Below are 16321 nucleotides of genomic sequence, written 5' to 3'. Positions count from 1 at the left end.
TGATGAAGTTATAGCGTGAAAGCTTTTGCAAAAAATCACGTTTCGCTCACAAATCGGCCTGCCTACTCTTCCTGAGTACCTGACATAAACATCATCTGCACACTGAATGACGGATGGGAGAAAGGCATGACAACTGAAATCAACACCGCTTCGACGGCCGTTGTCGGACGAAGAAAGTTCAAGGCGCTACGCTGGTGGATGCTGGCGCTGTTTCTGCTTGGGGTCACCGTAAACTACATAACGCGCAACTCTCTCGGCCTGCTGGCGCCAGAGCTGAAAACCAGCCTGAACATGAGCACCGAGCACTACTCCTGGGTCGTGGCCGCTTTCCAGCTGGCCTACACTATTTTCCAGCCGCTGTGTGGCTGGGTCATTGACGTCATTGGGGTCAAGCTGGGCTTCATGATTTTCGCTACCGTTTGGGCAGTGGTGTGCATGTTGCACGCTGGCGTCGGCAGTTGGATACATCTGGCGGTGCTGCGTTTCTTCATGGGCAGCGCCGAAGCCGCCGCCACGCCCGCCAATGCCAAAGCGATTTCTGACTGGTTCCCGCGCAAAGAGAGGCCGGTGGCCGCAGGCTGGGCGGGGGTCGGCTTTTCGATTGGTGCGATGCTCGCACCGCCTATTGTGGTCATCGCGCATCTGTCCTTCGGCTGGCGTGGTGCTTTTCTGTTTTGTGGTTTTCTAGCGTTGCTGTGGGTGGTGCTGTGGTGGCGTTTTTATCACGAGCCCGAGAGCCATCCTAACCTGAGCAAAGACGAGCTGGCGTTGATTCGCCAGGACAACGAGCCGCAGCAGTCGCGCCTGCCGTTCCTTGCTTCACTGAAAATTGTGAGTAAAAACAAAAAATTCTACGCTATCGCTATCCCGGCCTTTCTGGCTGAACCCGCATGGGCCGTCTTTAGCTTTTGGGTGCCGTTGTATCTCGCCAACGATCGCGGAATGGACCTCAAACATATTGCCATGTTCGCCTGGCTGCCGTTTCTCGCTGCCGATATCGGCAGCGTGGCGAGCGGATACCTCACCACGCTTTACCGCAAATGGTTCCACTGCACGCGCATCAACTCGGTGGTGGCCAGTTCCGTGACCGGCGCATTCATGATGGTCTCGCTAGCCTTCGTCGCGATGACGAAAGATCCCTACCTGGCGATTGCGCTGATCTCGATTGGCGGATTTGGGCATCAGGTTATCTCCTGCATGTTGAGCGCGTTGGTGGTCGAGTCTTTCGATAAAAATCAGGTTGCGACGGTCAACGGCATGCGCGGTTCCTCGGCGTGGATCGCCAGTTTTCTATTTTCACTGCTGATCGGCGCAGTCGCCGACAACATCGGTTTTAATCCGCTATTTATCGCCATGGGATTTTTTGATTTAGTTGGTGCAGTCTTCTTGATTGCGCTGATTGCTGAACGTCGTAATCCAGCAAAAGGGGAGCATGCATGAAGACGTTAAAACATTGGGAACTCGAGAAGCGCCACGAGGCAGGCATAGATTTGCGCGTCGACGGCAAGCATATTATGAGCCTGCGGGTGCTCGAACAGGGGCTGTTTCGGGTACTTTTGCAGCGCGAAGGTCGGCTGGAACTCAACAGAACCTGGAGCATTGCGCCACAGGAGGACGTGCCGGTGGAGGGGCGAAATCGCCTGAGCAATGCCGGTTTCAGTCTGCCCGAGTTTACCTTTGAGCAAAGCGAGAACCAGCTGCGCCTGGCGACATCCCAGCTGCGGGTCACCGTTCACCAGCCGCTGCGCCTCGAGTGGGAAGGCCTTAACCAAGAGGGTGAGTGGCAGCTGATTGCGAGCGACAGGCCAACGGGGGCGTACCTGCTGCCGTCGAAGGGCGAGGGCGTGGAACATTTCCAGCGTCGCTATGCGCAGGACAATTACTACGGCCTCGGCGAGAAAGCGGGGGATCTCAACCGCACCGGTCGCCGCTTCGAAATGCGCAACCTCGACGCGATGGGCTACAACGCGGCCAGCACCGACCCGCTCTATAAGCACGTTCCCTTTACCCTGACGCGACACGAAGGCGTGAGCTTTGGGCTGTTTTACGACAATTTAAGCAGCTGCCGTTTCGATTTGGGGAACGAGCTGGATAACTATCATCTTCCTTATCGACGCTTTAGTGCCGAAGCCGGTGATCTCGACTACTACCTGTTTATCGGCCCTACGCTGCTCGAAGTCACCAAGAAGTTTGTGCGCCTGACCGGAAAAACCTTCTTCGGTCCGAAATGGAGTCTGGGCTACAGCGGCTCAACCATGCACTACACCGACGCGCCGGACGCCCAGCAGCAGCTGATGAAGTTTATCCGCCTGTGTGCCGAGCACCGTATTCCGTGCGACTCCTTCCAGCTGTCGTCAGGCTATACCTCGATAAACGACAAACGCTATGTGTTCAACTGGAACCATGACAAGTTTCCACGGCCCGAGGCGATGACCGCCGCGTTTCATCACGCCGGACTGAAACTGGCCGCGAACATCAAACCTTGCCTGTTACAGGACCATCCGCTGTATGCCGAGGTGGCCGAGCAGGGGCTTTTTATACAAGATTCAGAAACGGCCACGCCCGAATGCTCCAGCTTCTGGGACGATGAAGGCTCGCATCTCGACTTCACCAATCCGGCCACCTTCGCCTGGTGGCAGGCACAGGTCACGCGTCAGTTGCTGGAGAAAGGCATCGACTCCACCTGGAATGACAACAACGAGTTCGAAGTCTGGGACGGCGACGCGCGTTGTTACGGTTTTGGGGAGCCGATCGCCATCAAGCATATTCGCCCTGTTATGCCGTTGCTGATGATGCGTGCGTCCTTCGAGGCGCAGCTAAAATTTGCCCCGCATAAACGGCCGTACCTGATATCTCGATCCGGCTGTGCGGGCATGCAGCGTTATGTGCAGACCTGGAGCGGAGATAACCGCACCGACTGGTCAACGCTGCGCTACAACACCCGCATGGGATTAGGTATGAGCCTGTCGGGGTTATACAACGTCGGCCATGACGTAGGCGGCTTTGCGGGTCCGAAACCGGAGGCAGAACTGTTTGTGCGCTGGGTGCAGAACGGTGTGATGCACCCACGCTTTACCATTCATTCGTGGAACGATGACAGCACGGTGAATGAGCCGTGGATGTATCCCGAGGTGACGACGGCGGTGCGAGAGGCGATTGAACTGCGCTATCGGCTGTTGCCCTATTTTTATACGCTGCTGTGGCAGGCATACGCTGACGACGAGCCGATGCTGCGTCCGACGTTTCTGGACAACGAACATGACGCGAGCACCTTCGAAGAAAACGATGATTTTCTGATAGGGCGTGATCTGCTGGTGGCCAGCGTGGTCGAGAAAGGCCAGCGCGAGCGCGAAGTCTATCTGCCCGATAACGCAACCGGTTGGGTCAATTTTTACAGCGGAGAGTGGTTCCGTGGTGGTCAGCGAATCCTGCTGCCGGCAGCCCTGGACCGGTTGCCCTTAATGGTGCGCGGCGGCAGCGCGCTGCCGTGTTCGGCACGACTGGCGCACTGCGACGTGGAGCTGGACACTCAACGCAGCCTGCAAGTGTTCCCGCTGCCGGGCGCGGGCAAGGCCAGCGGTAGCCTGTTTGAGGACGACGGCGAAAGCCACGACTGGCAGCAGGGGATGGCGCTGTGGCTGGCGTGGGACATCGAATATACCGATCAGCGAATCAATCTGCATTTTACGCGCCGTGGAGAATATCGTCCACGCTGGCGCGGGCTGAACGTTGTTCTGCCCGTCGGAGAAACGCGCGAAGTATGGATTGAGGGCGAGAAGACCTCCAGCTATTTGCTGTGGTGAGGCCTGTTCTGCGTTAGTCGGTTTTTTTACTGGCGGCCGCGCGCTTGCGCGGTTTTTTCTCGACGGTGACTGATTTCACTTCGCTCTCGATCCAGCCGTCTTCCAGTCGAGTCTTGAGCATCGCGCCCGGTGCCGTCTGCGCGGTATGCTTCAGTAATTCCCCCTGCAGCGTGGTGGTCACGCTGTAACCGCGCGCCAAGGTTGCCAGCGGGCTAACCGCTTCAAGCTGGGTACAGGCGGTACCAAAGCGCTGGCGACTGTCGCCGAGCTGCGCCGTCATCGCCTGCTGAAGACGATACTGTAACTTCTGCACCCGCTGCTGCATTTGGTGAATGCGTCGCTGCGGCTGATGCTGGCTCAAACGCTGTTGCAGGCTCTGAGCACGGCGCAGCAGACGACGAAGGTGATTTTGCATCGCCTCGTCCAGGCGGCTGCGCAGTTTGAACAGTGCGGTTTGCTGGCGTGCCAGACGCAGATGAGGATGCTGCTGCTGGAGGCGATGGTTGAGTCGCGTAAAGCGCTGTGCCATCTGCGCCAGATAGTAATCCATCGCCATTTCCAGACGCTGCTGCTGTGACTGAATCTGACGAAGCAGCTCAAGCTGGTTTCGGCTGATCAGTTCGGCGGCGGCCGAGGGAGTCGGGGCGCGCAGGTCGGCGACGAAATCGGCGATAGTCACGTCGGTCTCATGGCCGACGGCGCTGACAATCGGCAGACGGCTAGCGAAAATCGCCCGTGCGACGCGTTCGTCGTTAAAACTCCACAAATCTTCAAGCGACCCCCCGCCACGCCCGACTATCAGCACGTCACACTCGTTTCGTTGATTCGCGAGAGTGATAGCCCTGACGATTTGCAGCGGCGCGTCGACGCCCTGAACCGCCGTAGGATAAATCACCACCGGCAGAGACGGGTCTCGACGTTTCAGCACCTGTAGGATATCGTGCAGCGCCGCGCCGCTGGCAGAGGTAATGACCCCGACGCATTGAGCCGGGGAGGGCAGCGGCTGTTTGTGTTCGGTGTCGAAAAGCCCTTCGGCGGAGAGCGTCTGCTTCAACTGCTCAAACTGCTGCTGCAACAGTCCGTCACCGGCAGGCTGCATGCTTTCGGCAATCAGCTGGAAATCACCGCGCGGTTCATACAGCGTAATCGACGCGCGAACCAGAACCTGTTGACCATTTTGCGGGCGAAAAGGGGTGCGGCGATTACTGTTGCGGAACATCGCGCATTTAACCTGCGCGCGCGCATCTTTTAGCGTGAAATACCAGTGGCCGGAAGAGGGCTGAGAGAAGTTTGAGATTTCGCCGGAGAGCCAGACCTGACCCATTTCGTTTTCCAGCAACTCACGGACCGTCTGATTGAGGCGGCTCACGGTAAAAATCGGTGGCGAAGAAGGTAGTGGCATGTGACCCAGATCAAATTCGAAAACAGAGACTTAATCAATCGATACTACAGGCACGTTCGAGGTAATCAAGAGTTTTTTATAAAAAATGTGAAATAGTACTAGAGCAAACGATTGAGTGCCTGTATACTCTCGCTGCAATATTTTATCTTTTCCGCATACCACCTTGGTGAGATATTGCCCATGCTACGTTTAAAGAAAGAAGCACTAACGTTTGACGACGTTCTCCTTGTTCCAGCCCATTCCACAGTTCTGCCTAACACAGCCGATCTCAGTACTCAGCTGACTTCTAAAATCCGTCTGAACATTCCTATGCTGTCTGCAGCCATGGACACCGTTACCGAAGCGAACCTGGCGATTGCCCTGGCTCAGGAAGGCGGGATGGGTTTCATCCATAAGAACATGTCTATTGAGCGTCAGGCTGAAGAAGTTCGCCGCGTTAAGAAGCATGAAAGCGGCGTTGTTGCCGATCCTAAGACCGTAACGCCAGCAACTACGCTGCGTCAGGTTAAAGAACTCACCGAAATCAACGGCTTCGCAGGTTATCCTGTGGTGACCGAAGGCAACGAGCTGGTCGGTATCATTACCGGTCGTGACGTGCGCTTCGTGACCGACCTGGACCAGCCAGTGACCGCGGTCATGACCCCGAAAGAGCGTCTTGTGACCGTTAAAGAAGGTGAATCTCGCGAAGTTGTTCTGCAGAAAATGCACGAAAAACGCGTTGAGAAAGCGCTGGTTGTCGACAGCCAGTTCCACCTTCTGGGTATGATCACCGTTAAAGACTTCCAGAAAGCAGAGCGTAAACCTAACGCCTGTAAAGACGAAAACGGCAGCCTGCGCGTAGGCGCTGCGGTTGGCGCAGGTGCTGGTAACGAAGAGCGTATCGACGCACTGGTTGCTGCAGGTGTTGACGTACTGCTGATCGACTCCTCACACGGCCACTCCGAAGGCGTTCTCGGACGTATTCGCGCGACGCGTGCAAAATATCCTGATCTGCAAATCATTGGCGGTAACGTAGCGACTGGCGAAGGTGCTCTGGCACTGGCTCAGGCTGGCGTGAGCGCGGTTAAAGTGGGTATCGGCCCTGGCTCAATCTGTACCACTCGTATGGTTACCGGCGTAGGCGTTCCACAGATAACTGCCGTCTCTGACGCGGTTGAAGCGCTGGAAGGCACCGGTATTCCGGTTATTGCCGACGGCGGTATTCGTTTCTCCGGTGATATCGCTAAAGCTATCGCGGCGGGCGCAAGCTGCGTGATGGTTGGTGGCATGCTGGCAGGTACCGAAGAATCTCCAGGTGAGATCGAACTGTACCAGGGGCGTTCATTCAAGTCTTACCGTGGTATGGGCTCACTGGGTGCGATGTCCAAAGGCTCTTCAGACCGTTACTTCCAGAGCGATAACGCCGCTGACAAACTGGTACCAGAAGGTATCGAAGGTCGCGTTGCCTACAAAGGCCGCCTGAAAGAGATAGTTCACCAGCAAATGGGTGGCCTGCGCTCCTGTATGGGTCTGACCGGTTGTGCTACTATCCAGGACCTGCGCACCAAGGCTGAGTTCGTTCGTATCAGCGGCGCGGGTATTCAGGAAAGTCACGTACACGACGTAACCATTACCAAAGAGTCACCAAACTATCGCATGGGTTCTTAATTTGGTTATTGGGGCTGCTGCGCTTCGGCAATACTGCGTTGAACTCAGGCTCAAAAATGCTCATTTACGCATGTAAACTGCGCTTTTTTCGCCTAAGTCCCTTTTGCCTTGGCTCGCTGGCCCCTTGATCGAGTTGATTGAGTCTGTGTTAAACCCGGTTTCGGCCGGGTTACCCGTTTCTTAGTTCTTTTTTAAAACTTTAACCGCTCTGGAAAATCACCCGCATGAGTGAAAATATTCATAAGCATCGCATTCTTATCCTCGATTTCGGCTCCCAGTACACCCAACTGGTAGCGCGTCGCGTTCGTGAACTCGGCGTGTACTGCGAACTCTGGGCCTGGGATGTGACCGAAGCTCAAATCCGTGAATTCAACCCGAACGGCATCATCCTGTCTGGCGGCCCGGAAAGCACCACCGAAGAAGGCAGCCCGCGCGCGCCGGATTACGTATTCGAAGCCGGTGTTCCCGTTCTTGGCGTGTGCTACGGCATGCAGACCATGGCAATGCAGTTGGGTGGACGCGTTGAAGGCTCAACCGAGCGTGAGTTTGGCTATGCACAGGTTGAAGTGCAGACCAACAGCGCCCTGGTTCGTGGCATTGAAGACGCCCTGAGCGCCGACAACAAGCCGCTGCTTGATGTGTGGATGAGCCATGGCGATAAAGTCACCGCGATCCCTTCAGACTTCGTTACCGTTGCCAGCACCGACACCTGCCCGTTTGCCATTATGGCCAACGAAGAAAAGCGCTTCTACGGCGTGCAGTTCCACCCGGAAGTGACGCACACCCGTCAGGGCCTGCGCATGTTGGAACGCTTCATCATCGATATCTGTCAGTGTGAAGCGCTGTGGACCCCGGCTAAAATCATCGAAGACGCGATTGAGCGTTTGAAAGTGCAGATTGGCAACGACCACGTGATCCTCGGCCTGTCCGGTGGCGTTGACTCTTCCGTTACCGCGATGCTGCTGCACCGTGCAATCGGTGACCGCCTGACCTGCGTCTTCGTTGACAATGGCCTGCTGCGTCTGAATGAAGCCGACCAGGTTCTGGAAATGTTCGGTGACCGTTTCGGTCTGAACATCGTCCACGTTGCTGCCGAAGAGCGTTTCCTGTCTGCTCTGGCGGGCGAGAACGATCCTGAAGCCAAGCGTAAAATCATTGGCCGCGTGTTTGTTGAAGTCTTCGATGAAGAAGCCTGTAAACAAGACGCAGTGAAATGGCTGGCGCAGGGCACTATCTATCCTGACGTTATCGAGTCTGCGGCCTCTGCTACCGGCAAAGCGCACGTGATCAAGTCTCACCACAACGTTGGCGGTTTGCCGAAAGAGATGAAGCTGGGTCTGGTTGAGCCGCTGAAAGAGCTGTTTAAAGACGAAGTGCGTAAAATTGGTCTGGAACTGGGCCTGCCTTACGACATGCTTTATCGTCATCCGTTCCCGGGTCCGGGTCTGGGTGTTCGCGTACTGGGCGAAGTGAAGAAAGAGTACTGTGACCTGCTGCGTCGCGCCGATGCTATCTTCATCGAAGAACTGCACAAAGCCGACCTGTACCATAAAGTCAGCCAGGCATTCACCGTGTTCCTGCCGGTGCGTTCCGTCGGTGTGATGGGCGATGGCCGTAAATACGACTGGGTTGTTTCACTGCGTGCAGTAGAGACCATCGACTTTATGACCGCACACTGGGCGCATCTGCCATACGACTTCCTTGGCCGCTGCTCAAACCGTATCATCAATGAAATCGACGGTATTTCCCGCGTTGTTTACGATATCTCTGGTAAACCACCTGCGACTATCGAGTGGGAATAAATTCATTATTTATTAATGAATTAGCCTGATGAAAATGAAAGCCCCCGAAGAGATTCGGGGGCTTTTTTTATTCCTTCAAATGTACCCCAAATCCTCTCTGACCTTCGGCGAACGCCTCTTTCAGCGTCAGCGCCGGAATTTCATAGTCCCCGCCGTTCTGCTGGCGATAGGGAATAGGTGGGGTGCTAAACAGCGTATCCAGTCGCTGCCCATAGGTGTCACAAAGCTGCCTGAAACGCGCTTCATCGGTCTTGCCGGTGCGATAAAACACCAGCGGTGGCAGCACGTCGAAACCAGGGTAATACAGCACGCCGTGTTGGATTGGGAAAAGGAGATCGTCGACGGGACCATTAATACCGCGTGCGCTGTAGTGCGATTCCCAGCCGCCGGTGGTCACGACCAGCATGGCGCGTTTTCCCGCCATATTCCCCTCGCCGTAGCGGTCGCCCCAATGGCTGTCCGAATGCTCTCCGACGCCATAGGCGAAGCCATAGGCATACACGCGCTCAACCCAGCCTTTCATAATCGCCGGCATTGAGAACCACCACAGCGGGAACTGGAAAATCACCGCATCGGCCCAGGCCAACTTCTCCTGCTCGGCGGCGATGTCCTGGCTCTGCGTGCCTTGTTCATAGGCTCGGCGGGAGTCGACAGCGGGGTTGAACGGGCCATCATTGACGTAGGCGAGGTTGTCCGCCGAGTCTATTTGCGGCTTCCAGTTCATCGCGTAGAGGTCTGAAACCTCAACGCGATGGCCTGCGTCTTCGAGCCGTTTTACGGCAAAATCTTTTAGCGCACCGTTCAGCGACTGGGGTTCAGGGTGGGCATAAACAATCAGGATATTCATCGCAAACTCTCCGTTAAGTGATAGACGCAGAGTAGGTGGCCGTGAGGTATAGTAGAAATGAATTTAAAATATAACAGGTATAGCCATGAACAATTTCAGGAGAATGGATCTCAACCTGCTGCTGACGCTCGACGCGCTACTGACCGAGCATAATGTCACGCGAGCGGCGCAGCGTCTGAATCTCTCGCAGCCGTCGGTAAGCGTTCAGCTGGCTAAACTGCGTGATATTTTTAACGATCCGCTTTTGCTTCCCGGCCCAAGAGGGATGCTGCCGACCGCCAAGGCCGACGAACTCCGCCAGCCGCTGCGTGAGGCCATCGAACTGCTCGAGCGCGCGGTATCGCCCGATAGCGAATTTAATCCTGCAATCAGCAGCAAAACGTGGAACGTATCGGCGTCAGACTACGGTGAGTCGGCCATTTTGCTTCCCACGCTGAGCGCATTCCGCGCGGTTGCACCGCACGCACGGCTAGCAATATTTGAGACCCAGCCTGCGGGGGTGGCCAAAAAAATGGAGCAGGGCGATATCGATGTGCTGTTTCACACCGGCGACGGCGTTCCGGCAGGTCTGCGGCGTAGAAAGTTGTTTGACGAAAGTTATGTCTTGGTCAGCCGCAAGGGGCATCCCCGCCTGGCCAAGCGGCCTACGCTTGCCGAATTTACCGCGCTCGAGCACGTGATGGTCTCGCCAGAGGGCGGAGGTTTTTATGGCATCACCGATAAAATGCTCGAAGAAACCGGGCTGAAGAGAAAGGTGGTGCTGTCGGTTCAACATTTTCTGTTTGCGCTCTCCGCGCTGGCGAGCACCGATTTGGTTGCGATGCTGCCTGCGCGACTGGTCAAGGAGAACAGCACGCTACAGATCTTCGAGCCGCCCATCGAGATACCGGGTTTTGAAATGGCGATGCTGTGGCACGAGCGCTGCCATCGTGACGTAGCCCACCGTTGGTTAAGAGATTTTTTTGCTGCCAGATGTTTAGAAAGCTAGCCGTTCAGGTATTTTGAAAGCAGCGGACGTGAACCCTCGCATTTTAGGCGCGGATGAAATCCACAATCCCTATCACTCCCCTTCAGGAAGCCCAACGCGACGACCTGATAAATAATGAGATAAATGACAATGACTCAAGCAACGCCAGTAGAGGTTATTTGCGCATTCGTGGTGCGCTCGCCCTTCGATGCAGAAATTTTACCCGCGTGGGAGCAGCAGGGTCACGCAGTGCAGGTTAAGTGGGATACAACGTCGGTGATTATGGAGAGCATCCGCAGCGGGTTTCGTTCCGACGTCGCACTGGTTACGGTCAGCGCAATGGATGAACTGGTTGCGGACGGTATCGTCGACGCCGACAGCCGCGTTGAGCTGGTCGAGTCCAACATTGGCATCGCGGTGAAAGCGGGTGAAGCGCATCCTGATATCTCCAGCAAAGCGGCGTTCATCGCCACGCTGCTGGAGGCCCGTTCGGTGGCCTATTCACTCGGCGGTGCCAGCGGTATCTACTTCAAATCACTGATTGAGAAACTGGGCATTGCCGCCGAGATCAACGCCAAAGCCACCACTCTCCCCGGCGGGTTTACGGCGGAAAAACTGCTGACCGGTGAGGCGAGCCTGGCGATTCAGCAGATAAGCGAGTTGCTGGCGGTACAAGGCATCGAAATAGTGGGCCGCCTGCCGGACGCGGTGCAGAAACCCACGTCGTTCTCCGCCGCGGTGTTTAAAGAGGCGAAAAATCCGGCATTGAGCCGAGAATTCCTCAAGCATTTACAGTCCAGCAGCGCCGCCAACGCCTATCAGGCCAAGGGATTAGACCCGTTATTTTGAGGTCTGCGCCTGACTGCATGGGGGAGCGTCAGTGCTCGATCAATATTTTTCTGCCTCCCGGTGGCCCGCGTTGTCCGCCGGGAGTTCAGAGACGATTACTGCGCAGCTTCGTTAAACTGCGTCACGTCAACCGCCATATTGTCAATGACGCTTTTCAGGTCGTTAACCGTGACCTGTTGAGAGGAGTTCGGCACCGATTTGCCTTCTCCCATGCGTACCACTTTAACGACGGCTTTACCGGTGGCAGCATCGATAAGCTCGCCTTCGAAAAACAGCTCGGTATTTTTGGTACGATGCCCGGTCGCGGTTTGTGTACCCGCGATAACCAGCGCCACCGGGATGACCTCATAGAACTGTATTCCCTGCGTCGAGGTGCTCACGCCAGTAATCGCCCCTTTGAAGATGAGCGAGCCGGGGACCGGCGTGTTGGTTAGAGGCAGCCGTCTTTGCATCGCCGTTTTCAGCCGGGTATTGGCATAGTCGAGCACGCCGTTGAGCGTGGCCTGGCTTATCTGATCGGTGGGTTTAGGCGTTGGGAAGTAAGTCAGAGGTTGGTAGAACAGGGAGGTGTAGTGAGATTTGTTAAACGACGGATCTATCCAGCGCATCACCGTTTTGCCAGAGGGCGTAGTCACCGGCTTTAACTGCGAGTAATCACCTAAAAATCCGGAATATTTCTCGGGTTTCGTCACCTGAGAACTGCATCCATTGAGCACCAGCAGTCCGCCCAGCACGGAAGCCAGCATAACCTTGTTGTATGTTTTCATTGTTAACCTGTTAGTAACTGAATGTGACTAATTAGGTATAGCAGTGATTACTTGTCGTTGAATTGTTTTAAATCAGACTACCGTTTGATCCGAAAATGAAACAGGTAATATTCACCCGTCTCGCTGTCGCCGGTGGAGATAATTTCCCAACCACGGCTTAAATAGAAGGTGACGGCTTTCTCATTTTTGACCAGGCATTTCAGTGAGCCGGTGCGAGTGAAGTTTTGCTCGACGATGCCGAGAAGGTGGCTGCCGACGCCCTGACCTTGTGCGTCAGGAGAGATAAACAGGTTATGCAGAAAGTTTTCGTGCAGATGAATCGACGCGAAACCCAGTATTTTGCCGTCTTGCTCGGCCACAATCACCTTTTCGCCAATGACTTTGCGGTCGAAATCCTCAAGCTTCCAGTCGCTGCTGTCCAACCAGAAAAAAGCCTCTTTGCGCGATGCCAAATACAGGGTGCGTAAGAAGGGGCGGTCGGCTTCCTGATACGGGCGGATTTGAATGGGCAATAGCGACTCCTCTAAGAATAATATTCCCGGGGAAGCCTCCCCGGGAAATTCATTCTAATTAAAAATCGTATTCCAACGCCAGACGGTTCTGCCAGAAGTTTGCATCCGAGGTCGAGGTCGTCTGCACGCCCACGAAATCGGTCACGCTGAGGCCCTTGAGTACGCCGCCAAAACTGTAAGTGCCGTAGACCAGATATTCGGACTGGTTGCTGCTTGACGCGCCTGAGCTGGCGGTCAGGTCCATGAACGAGTAACGGGTACCGACAGAAATGCTCTCGGTCGCCGTCCAGTTCAAGTCGGTAGAGTAGGCGTTGCCGCTGCCCAGGTCCTGAGTACTGGTGAAGAACGGCTGTGCGAAGTACGGGCCAGAAGAGCTGTTGTGCGCATAAGGCGTTACCAGCGCACCGTCGCCGTAGGCGTTATCGCTGGCGGCGATGTGGTCGTAGTTCAGAGACCAACGCAGAGACGGGGTAAAGTTCATCGCGAACTGTGCGCCGTAGCTGGTGCTGTTCACTTCACCTGCTAACGCCTTGCCGTCGCTCACGCCGCGAATAAACTGTAGGCCAATCTTGGGTTGGGAAGGGAGATCCGACCAAGACAGGTAGCTGTCGGCGTACACCATTTTGGTGTAGTTGTTGTAGTCTTCATACCACAGTTGGCCAGTCAGCTTCTTGTCGTCGAGCTTGAGCGCACGACCGCCACCGATAGCCCACATGCCGTTGGTGGTGCCGTCTGCATCGGTGTATTCGGTGGTGTTCAGGAACTGATCGTCACCCCACGGCTTGAAGCGGGTCACTTTGGTGGCATGCAGGAAGTTGTCGGCGTCGCCATAGTTTGCGTCGATACCGCGGTACAGAATCGGGGTAATACGCCAGTCGTAATCACCGAGGAACGGAATGTTGAGGCGTTGGTCACCGGCGGTAATGCGGAAATCTTGATAGTGCCAGCTCAGGTAGGCTTCGCCGAAGTTGGTCTCGTTTGGACCCAGTTCGCTTACCAGATGGTCTTGATTGTGGTCGATACCACGCTGGAAGATGCCGCTTACACCGAGGCTCAGGCCGTAGTATTCCGCAGTGGTATATTTAACGCTGCCGCCGTAGCTGAAGGTATCCTGTGAGTAACCTTTCGAGAAATAGGCGTTATGCGTTGAGTAGTCGAGCATACGCAGGCTACCGTGTACCGAACCACAGGTGAACATTTGGGTCAGTGAGTCGGCGACGCCGGCGTCGCAGTCTGACATTGCGGGTGTTGTGGCGGCCAGTGCGTGCCCCATAAAGAGTGCCTGTGAAACCAAAAGCGCGCCCAGCTTCAAAGAGAAGCTGAATTTGTTCATTGTCATGTATCTCATCCTGTCAAAATTAGTATCATTTGCGAGCAGCAAAAAGCTGCCAATATTTGTTGTTTCCCGGATTGCACGCAAACGGTTGCCACCGCACCGATAAAGGGGCGGGGGCATAATAGTTATTTTTATCGGTCAGTCAATAAGAGAGGGTTGTCATCAATAATTAACTGGTCGCGTATTTCCCAGCCGCGCAGCTTTCCGGGATTAAGTAACCCATTGGGATCCAGAGATTTTTTAACGGAAACCACCTCCGGACGGATGTTTCCCTGTTTACCGTCTTCAATTTGAAAAACGTGCGGGTTGTTTATTTTTACGTCACGCTCGCGGAAGATTTGCATTATTTCATTCAGTCTCTCCTCGGTGGAATAACGTACTAACTGCAAACCGCTGGCGGTGATATTTCCCTCGTTATCGCGCAGAAACTCAATGTGCGAAATAACTTCATCGCCAAATAAGGTATTCATGTTAATTATTTGTTGGCGATAATTAGAATAATTAAAAGCTGTTTGTAAATAGGTTAATGAGCTGTCGACTTTCAGCGCATGGAGCGTGGTGTGGTTCCAGCAATATTCCAGCAGTGAGGTATTTGTCTCGCGCGCCTCCTCCGCCGTCTGACGGACCGCGTTATGGCCGTTAAAGCGCGCGACTAAGCCATGACTCAACCCTTCGCTCTCCTGGGCGACGACGCTGATGACCGCGTGCTGTGTCGCGCGATAGCTGCCGTTCAGGTGGCTGAAATAGCTGGGGATCGGGGCAGCAAATAGCGCAATCTGGCGTTTAACCAGGCCCGGCGAGCGGGCCAACGCGTCGGCGTAATCGAGAGCGTCGGTGAAGTCATCAAAGGCGTCGAGACGTTCAATCCAACGATGAACCGGTGCCAGAGCCAGCTCTACCTCGAGCACAATGCCATTGCTTCCATAAGCGTGATGCAAAAGCAGGGCCTGAGGTGCGGGTACGCTGAGCACCCGCGGCTCGGCTTCAACGGTCATCACTTTTACGCTGAGTACATTGCCCGTCGCACCCAGCGGACCGTAGTTGATGGAACCTATACCGCCAAAGCCCCCACCGTACAGGCCGCCGAGGCTGGCAAGACGATAGGTGGACGGCATACAGCGCAGCTCCCATCCATGGGGACGGGTGTGGGTTTCAATCTCTGCCAGCTTGATCCCGGCCTGTGCACGTACTGCGCCATTACCGAACTCACAGACCTGATTAAACGCCGTCATGTCGACCAGAATCCCGCCCTCGAGCGGCACCAGCTGACCGTAGTTGCCGGTCGCTCCCCCGCGCATAATCAGCGGCAGTTGATGCCGCACGCAGGCTGCCACCAGCAGGCGCAGCTCTTCTTCGTCGCGAGGGCGTACCACCGCATCGGCCTGCTTGTCTTCAAGCTGGCGTTTCAGTACCGGGCTAAACCAGTGAAAGTCACGCGACATGCGTTTCACCTTCGGGGCCTGCAACGTCCACTCGAGGTCGGGCAGCGCCTGCTGTATCTGCGCTACCGCCTGTTTGCGTTGTTCACTTTCCATCTTCTTCCCTCAATCGATTAAAACCTTTGCGCGACGGTCAATGTGACTGCACCGCTTCACTTTCATGCCAGGCGCGGAGTGCACGGCGGGAGATCCATGACATCACCCCAAACAGCGCGATACCGGTCAGGGAAATCAACAGCAGTGCGGCGAACATAAGCGGGATATCCAGCTGATATCCGGCCTGTAAAATCTGATACGCCAGCCCGGTGTTATTGCCACCGGTACCGGCCACAAATTCCGCCACCACGGCACCAATCAGCGATAAACCACTGGAAATGCGCAGCGCACCAAAGAAGTAAGGCAGCGCCGAAGGTATGCGCAGGCGCAGCAGAATTTGCAGACGGCTAGCGTGACTCAGTTGGAAATAGCTCAGCAGTCCCGGCGACACGCTGCGTAGCCCCTGCGTGGTGTTGGAGATGATTGGGAACACCGCCATCAGCGTCGAGCACACCACCAGCGACAGCGTCGTGTCCTTGACCCAGATAATGATCAGCGGCGCGATAGCGACAATCGGCGTGACCTGTAAGAACACGATGTAGGGAAACAGCGCGGTTTCTACAAAGCGGTTCTGCACCAGCACGAAGGCCACCAGTGCACCGATAACTATCGACAGCAGGAATGAGATCACCGTGATTTTCAGGGTATAGAGCAGCGACATCATCAGCGAACCGAGATTGATCCACAGGCTTTCGAGCATCACCATCGGCGAGGGCACCAGAAACTGTGGGATCTTGAAATAGCTGACCCAGCCCTGCCACAGCAGGATCACGGCGACGGCAACCAGCGTCGGATATAAAATTTTGCGAAAAGTAGGATTACTCATCCACGGTGACGTTTTGGCAGTATTCATC

At 55.3% G+C, this 16321-nt stretch carries 13 protein-coding genes; 6 read left to right on the top strand and 7 right to left on the bottom strand.

What is annotated here, in order from left to right; translation table 11 throughout:
- Nucleotides 1-126 precede the first annotated feature (126 nt).
- Nucleotides 127-1440, top strand: a complete 1314-nt coding sequence (locus BS640_RS05235; RefSeq protein WP_084912125.1) for an MFS transporter — start codon at nt 127-129, stop codon at nt 1438-1440.
- Nucleotides 1437-3803 (top strand): glycoside hydrolase family 31 protein, encoded by a 2367-nt coding sequence (locus BS640_RS05230; protein ID WP_084912124.1) that lies wholly within the window; start codon nt 1437-1439, stop codon nt 3801-3803. The genes BS640_RS05235 and BS640_RS05230 overlap by 4 nt, the downstream gene beginning before the upstream one ends.
- Nucleotides 3804-3816: 13 nt before the next feature.
- On the opposite strand, the gene xseA is transcribed toward BS640_RS05230, so the two are convergent.
- A complete protein-coding gene (gene xseA, locus BS640_RS05225) occupies nt 3817-5205 on the bottom strand; it encodes an exodeoxyribonuclease VII large subunit (protein WP_084912123.1) in 1389 nt (462 codons plus the stop codon).
- A gap of 180 nt (nt 5206-5385) precedes the next feature.
- On the opposite strand from xseA, the gene guaB reads away from it, so the two are divergent.
- Both guaB and guaA read left to right on the top strand, forming a co-directional pair.
- Nucleotides 5386-6852 (top strand): IMP dehydrogenase, encoded by a 1467-nt coding sequence (gene guaB / locus BS640_RS05220; protein WP_017493892.1) that lies wholly within the window; start codon nt 5386-5388, stop codon nt 6850-6852.
- Nucleotides 6853-7076: 224 nt separating this feature from the next.
- Nucleotides 7077-8654 carry a glutamine-hydrolyzing GMP synthase gene (guaA, locus tag BS640_RS05215; protein WP_017493891.1) on the top strand — a complete coding sequence of 526 codons (1578 nt, stop codon included), beginning with the start codon at nt 7077-7079 and terminating at the stop codon, nt 8652-8654.
- 67 nt (nt 8655-8721) lie between these two features.
- Here guaA and BS640_RS05210 read toward each other — a convergent pair whose 3' ends face one another.
- Nucleotides 8722-9501 carry an NAD(P)H-dependent oxidoreductase gene (locus tag BS640_RS05210; protein ID WP_017493890.1) on the bottom strand — a complete coding sequence of 260 codons (780 nt, stop codon included), beginning with the start codon at nt 9499-9501 and terminating at the stop codon, nt 8722-8724.
- 85 nt (nt 9502-9586) lie between these two features.
- On the opposite strand from BS640_RS05210, the gene BS640_RS05205 reads away from it, so the two are divergent.
- Together BS640_RS05205 and BS640_RS05200 are read left to right on the top strand one after the other, a co-directional pair.
- Nucleotides 9587-10489: a LysR family transcriptional regulator gene (locus BS640_RS05205; protein WP_026110794.1), complete on the top strand. Its 903-nt coding sequence runs from the start codon at nt 9587-9589 to the stop codon at nt 10487-10489.
- 123 nt (nt 10490-10612) lie between these two features.
- Nucleotides 10613-11317 carry a molybdate ABC transporter substrate-binding protein gene (locus tag BS640_RS05200; RefSeq protein WP_227990040.1) on the top strand — a complete coding sequence of 235 codons (705 nt, stop codon included), beginning with the start codon at nt 10613-10615 and terminating at the stop codon, nt 11315-11317.
- A 95-nt stretch (nt 11318-11412) separates the two neighbouring features.
- On the opposite strand, the gene BS640_RS05195 is transcribed toward BS640_RS05200, so the two are convergent.
- From BS640_RS05195 to BS640_RS05175, 5 genes are all read right to left on the bottom strand, one after another.
- Nucleotides 11413-12084 (bottom strand): DUF3313 domain-containing protein, encoded by a 672-nt coding sequence (locus BS640_RS05195; protein ID WP_084912121.1) that lies wholly within the window; start codon nt 12082-12084, stop codon nt 11413-11415.
- 77 nt (nt 12085-12161) lie between these two features.
- Nucleotides 12162-12596, bottom strand: coding sequence for a GNAT family N-acetyltransferase (locus BS640_RS05190; RefSeq protein ID WP_017493886.1), 435 nt, complete (start codon nt 12594-12596; stop codon nt 12162-12164).
- Nucleotides 12597-12654: 58 nt separating this feature from the next.
- A complete protein-coding gene (locus BS640_RS05185) occupies nt 12655-13935 on the bottom strand; it encodes an OprD family porin (protein WP_017493885.1) in 1281 nt (426 codons plus the stop codon).
- A gap of 128 nt (nt 13936-14063) precedes the next feature.
- Entirely contained in the window at nt 14064-15467 is a 1404-nt protein-coding gene (locus BS640_RS05180) for an FAD-binding oxidoreductase (protein WP_084912120.1), read from the bottom strand.
- 37 nt (nt 15468-15504) lie between these two features.
- On the bottom strand, nt 15505-16320 hold the full coding sequence (locus BS640_RS05175; protein WP_017492374.1) for an ABC transporter permease: 816 nt from the start codon (nt 16318-16320) through the stop codon (nt 15505-15507).
- Between the last annotated feature and the right edge of the window lies 1 nt (nt 16321).

Origin of the sequence: Rouxiella badensis (genome assembly GCF_002093665.1) — a bacterium.
Classification (GTDB): Bacteria; Pseudomonadota; Gammaproteobacteria; order Enterobacterales; family Enterobacteriaceae; genus Rouxiella; species Rouxiella badensis.
The sequence above is the reverse complement of the archived record's forward strand: the minus strand, read 5'-3'. Positions and strand labels throughout refer to the sequence as shown.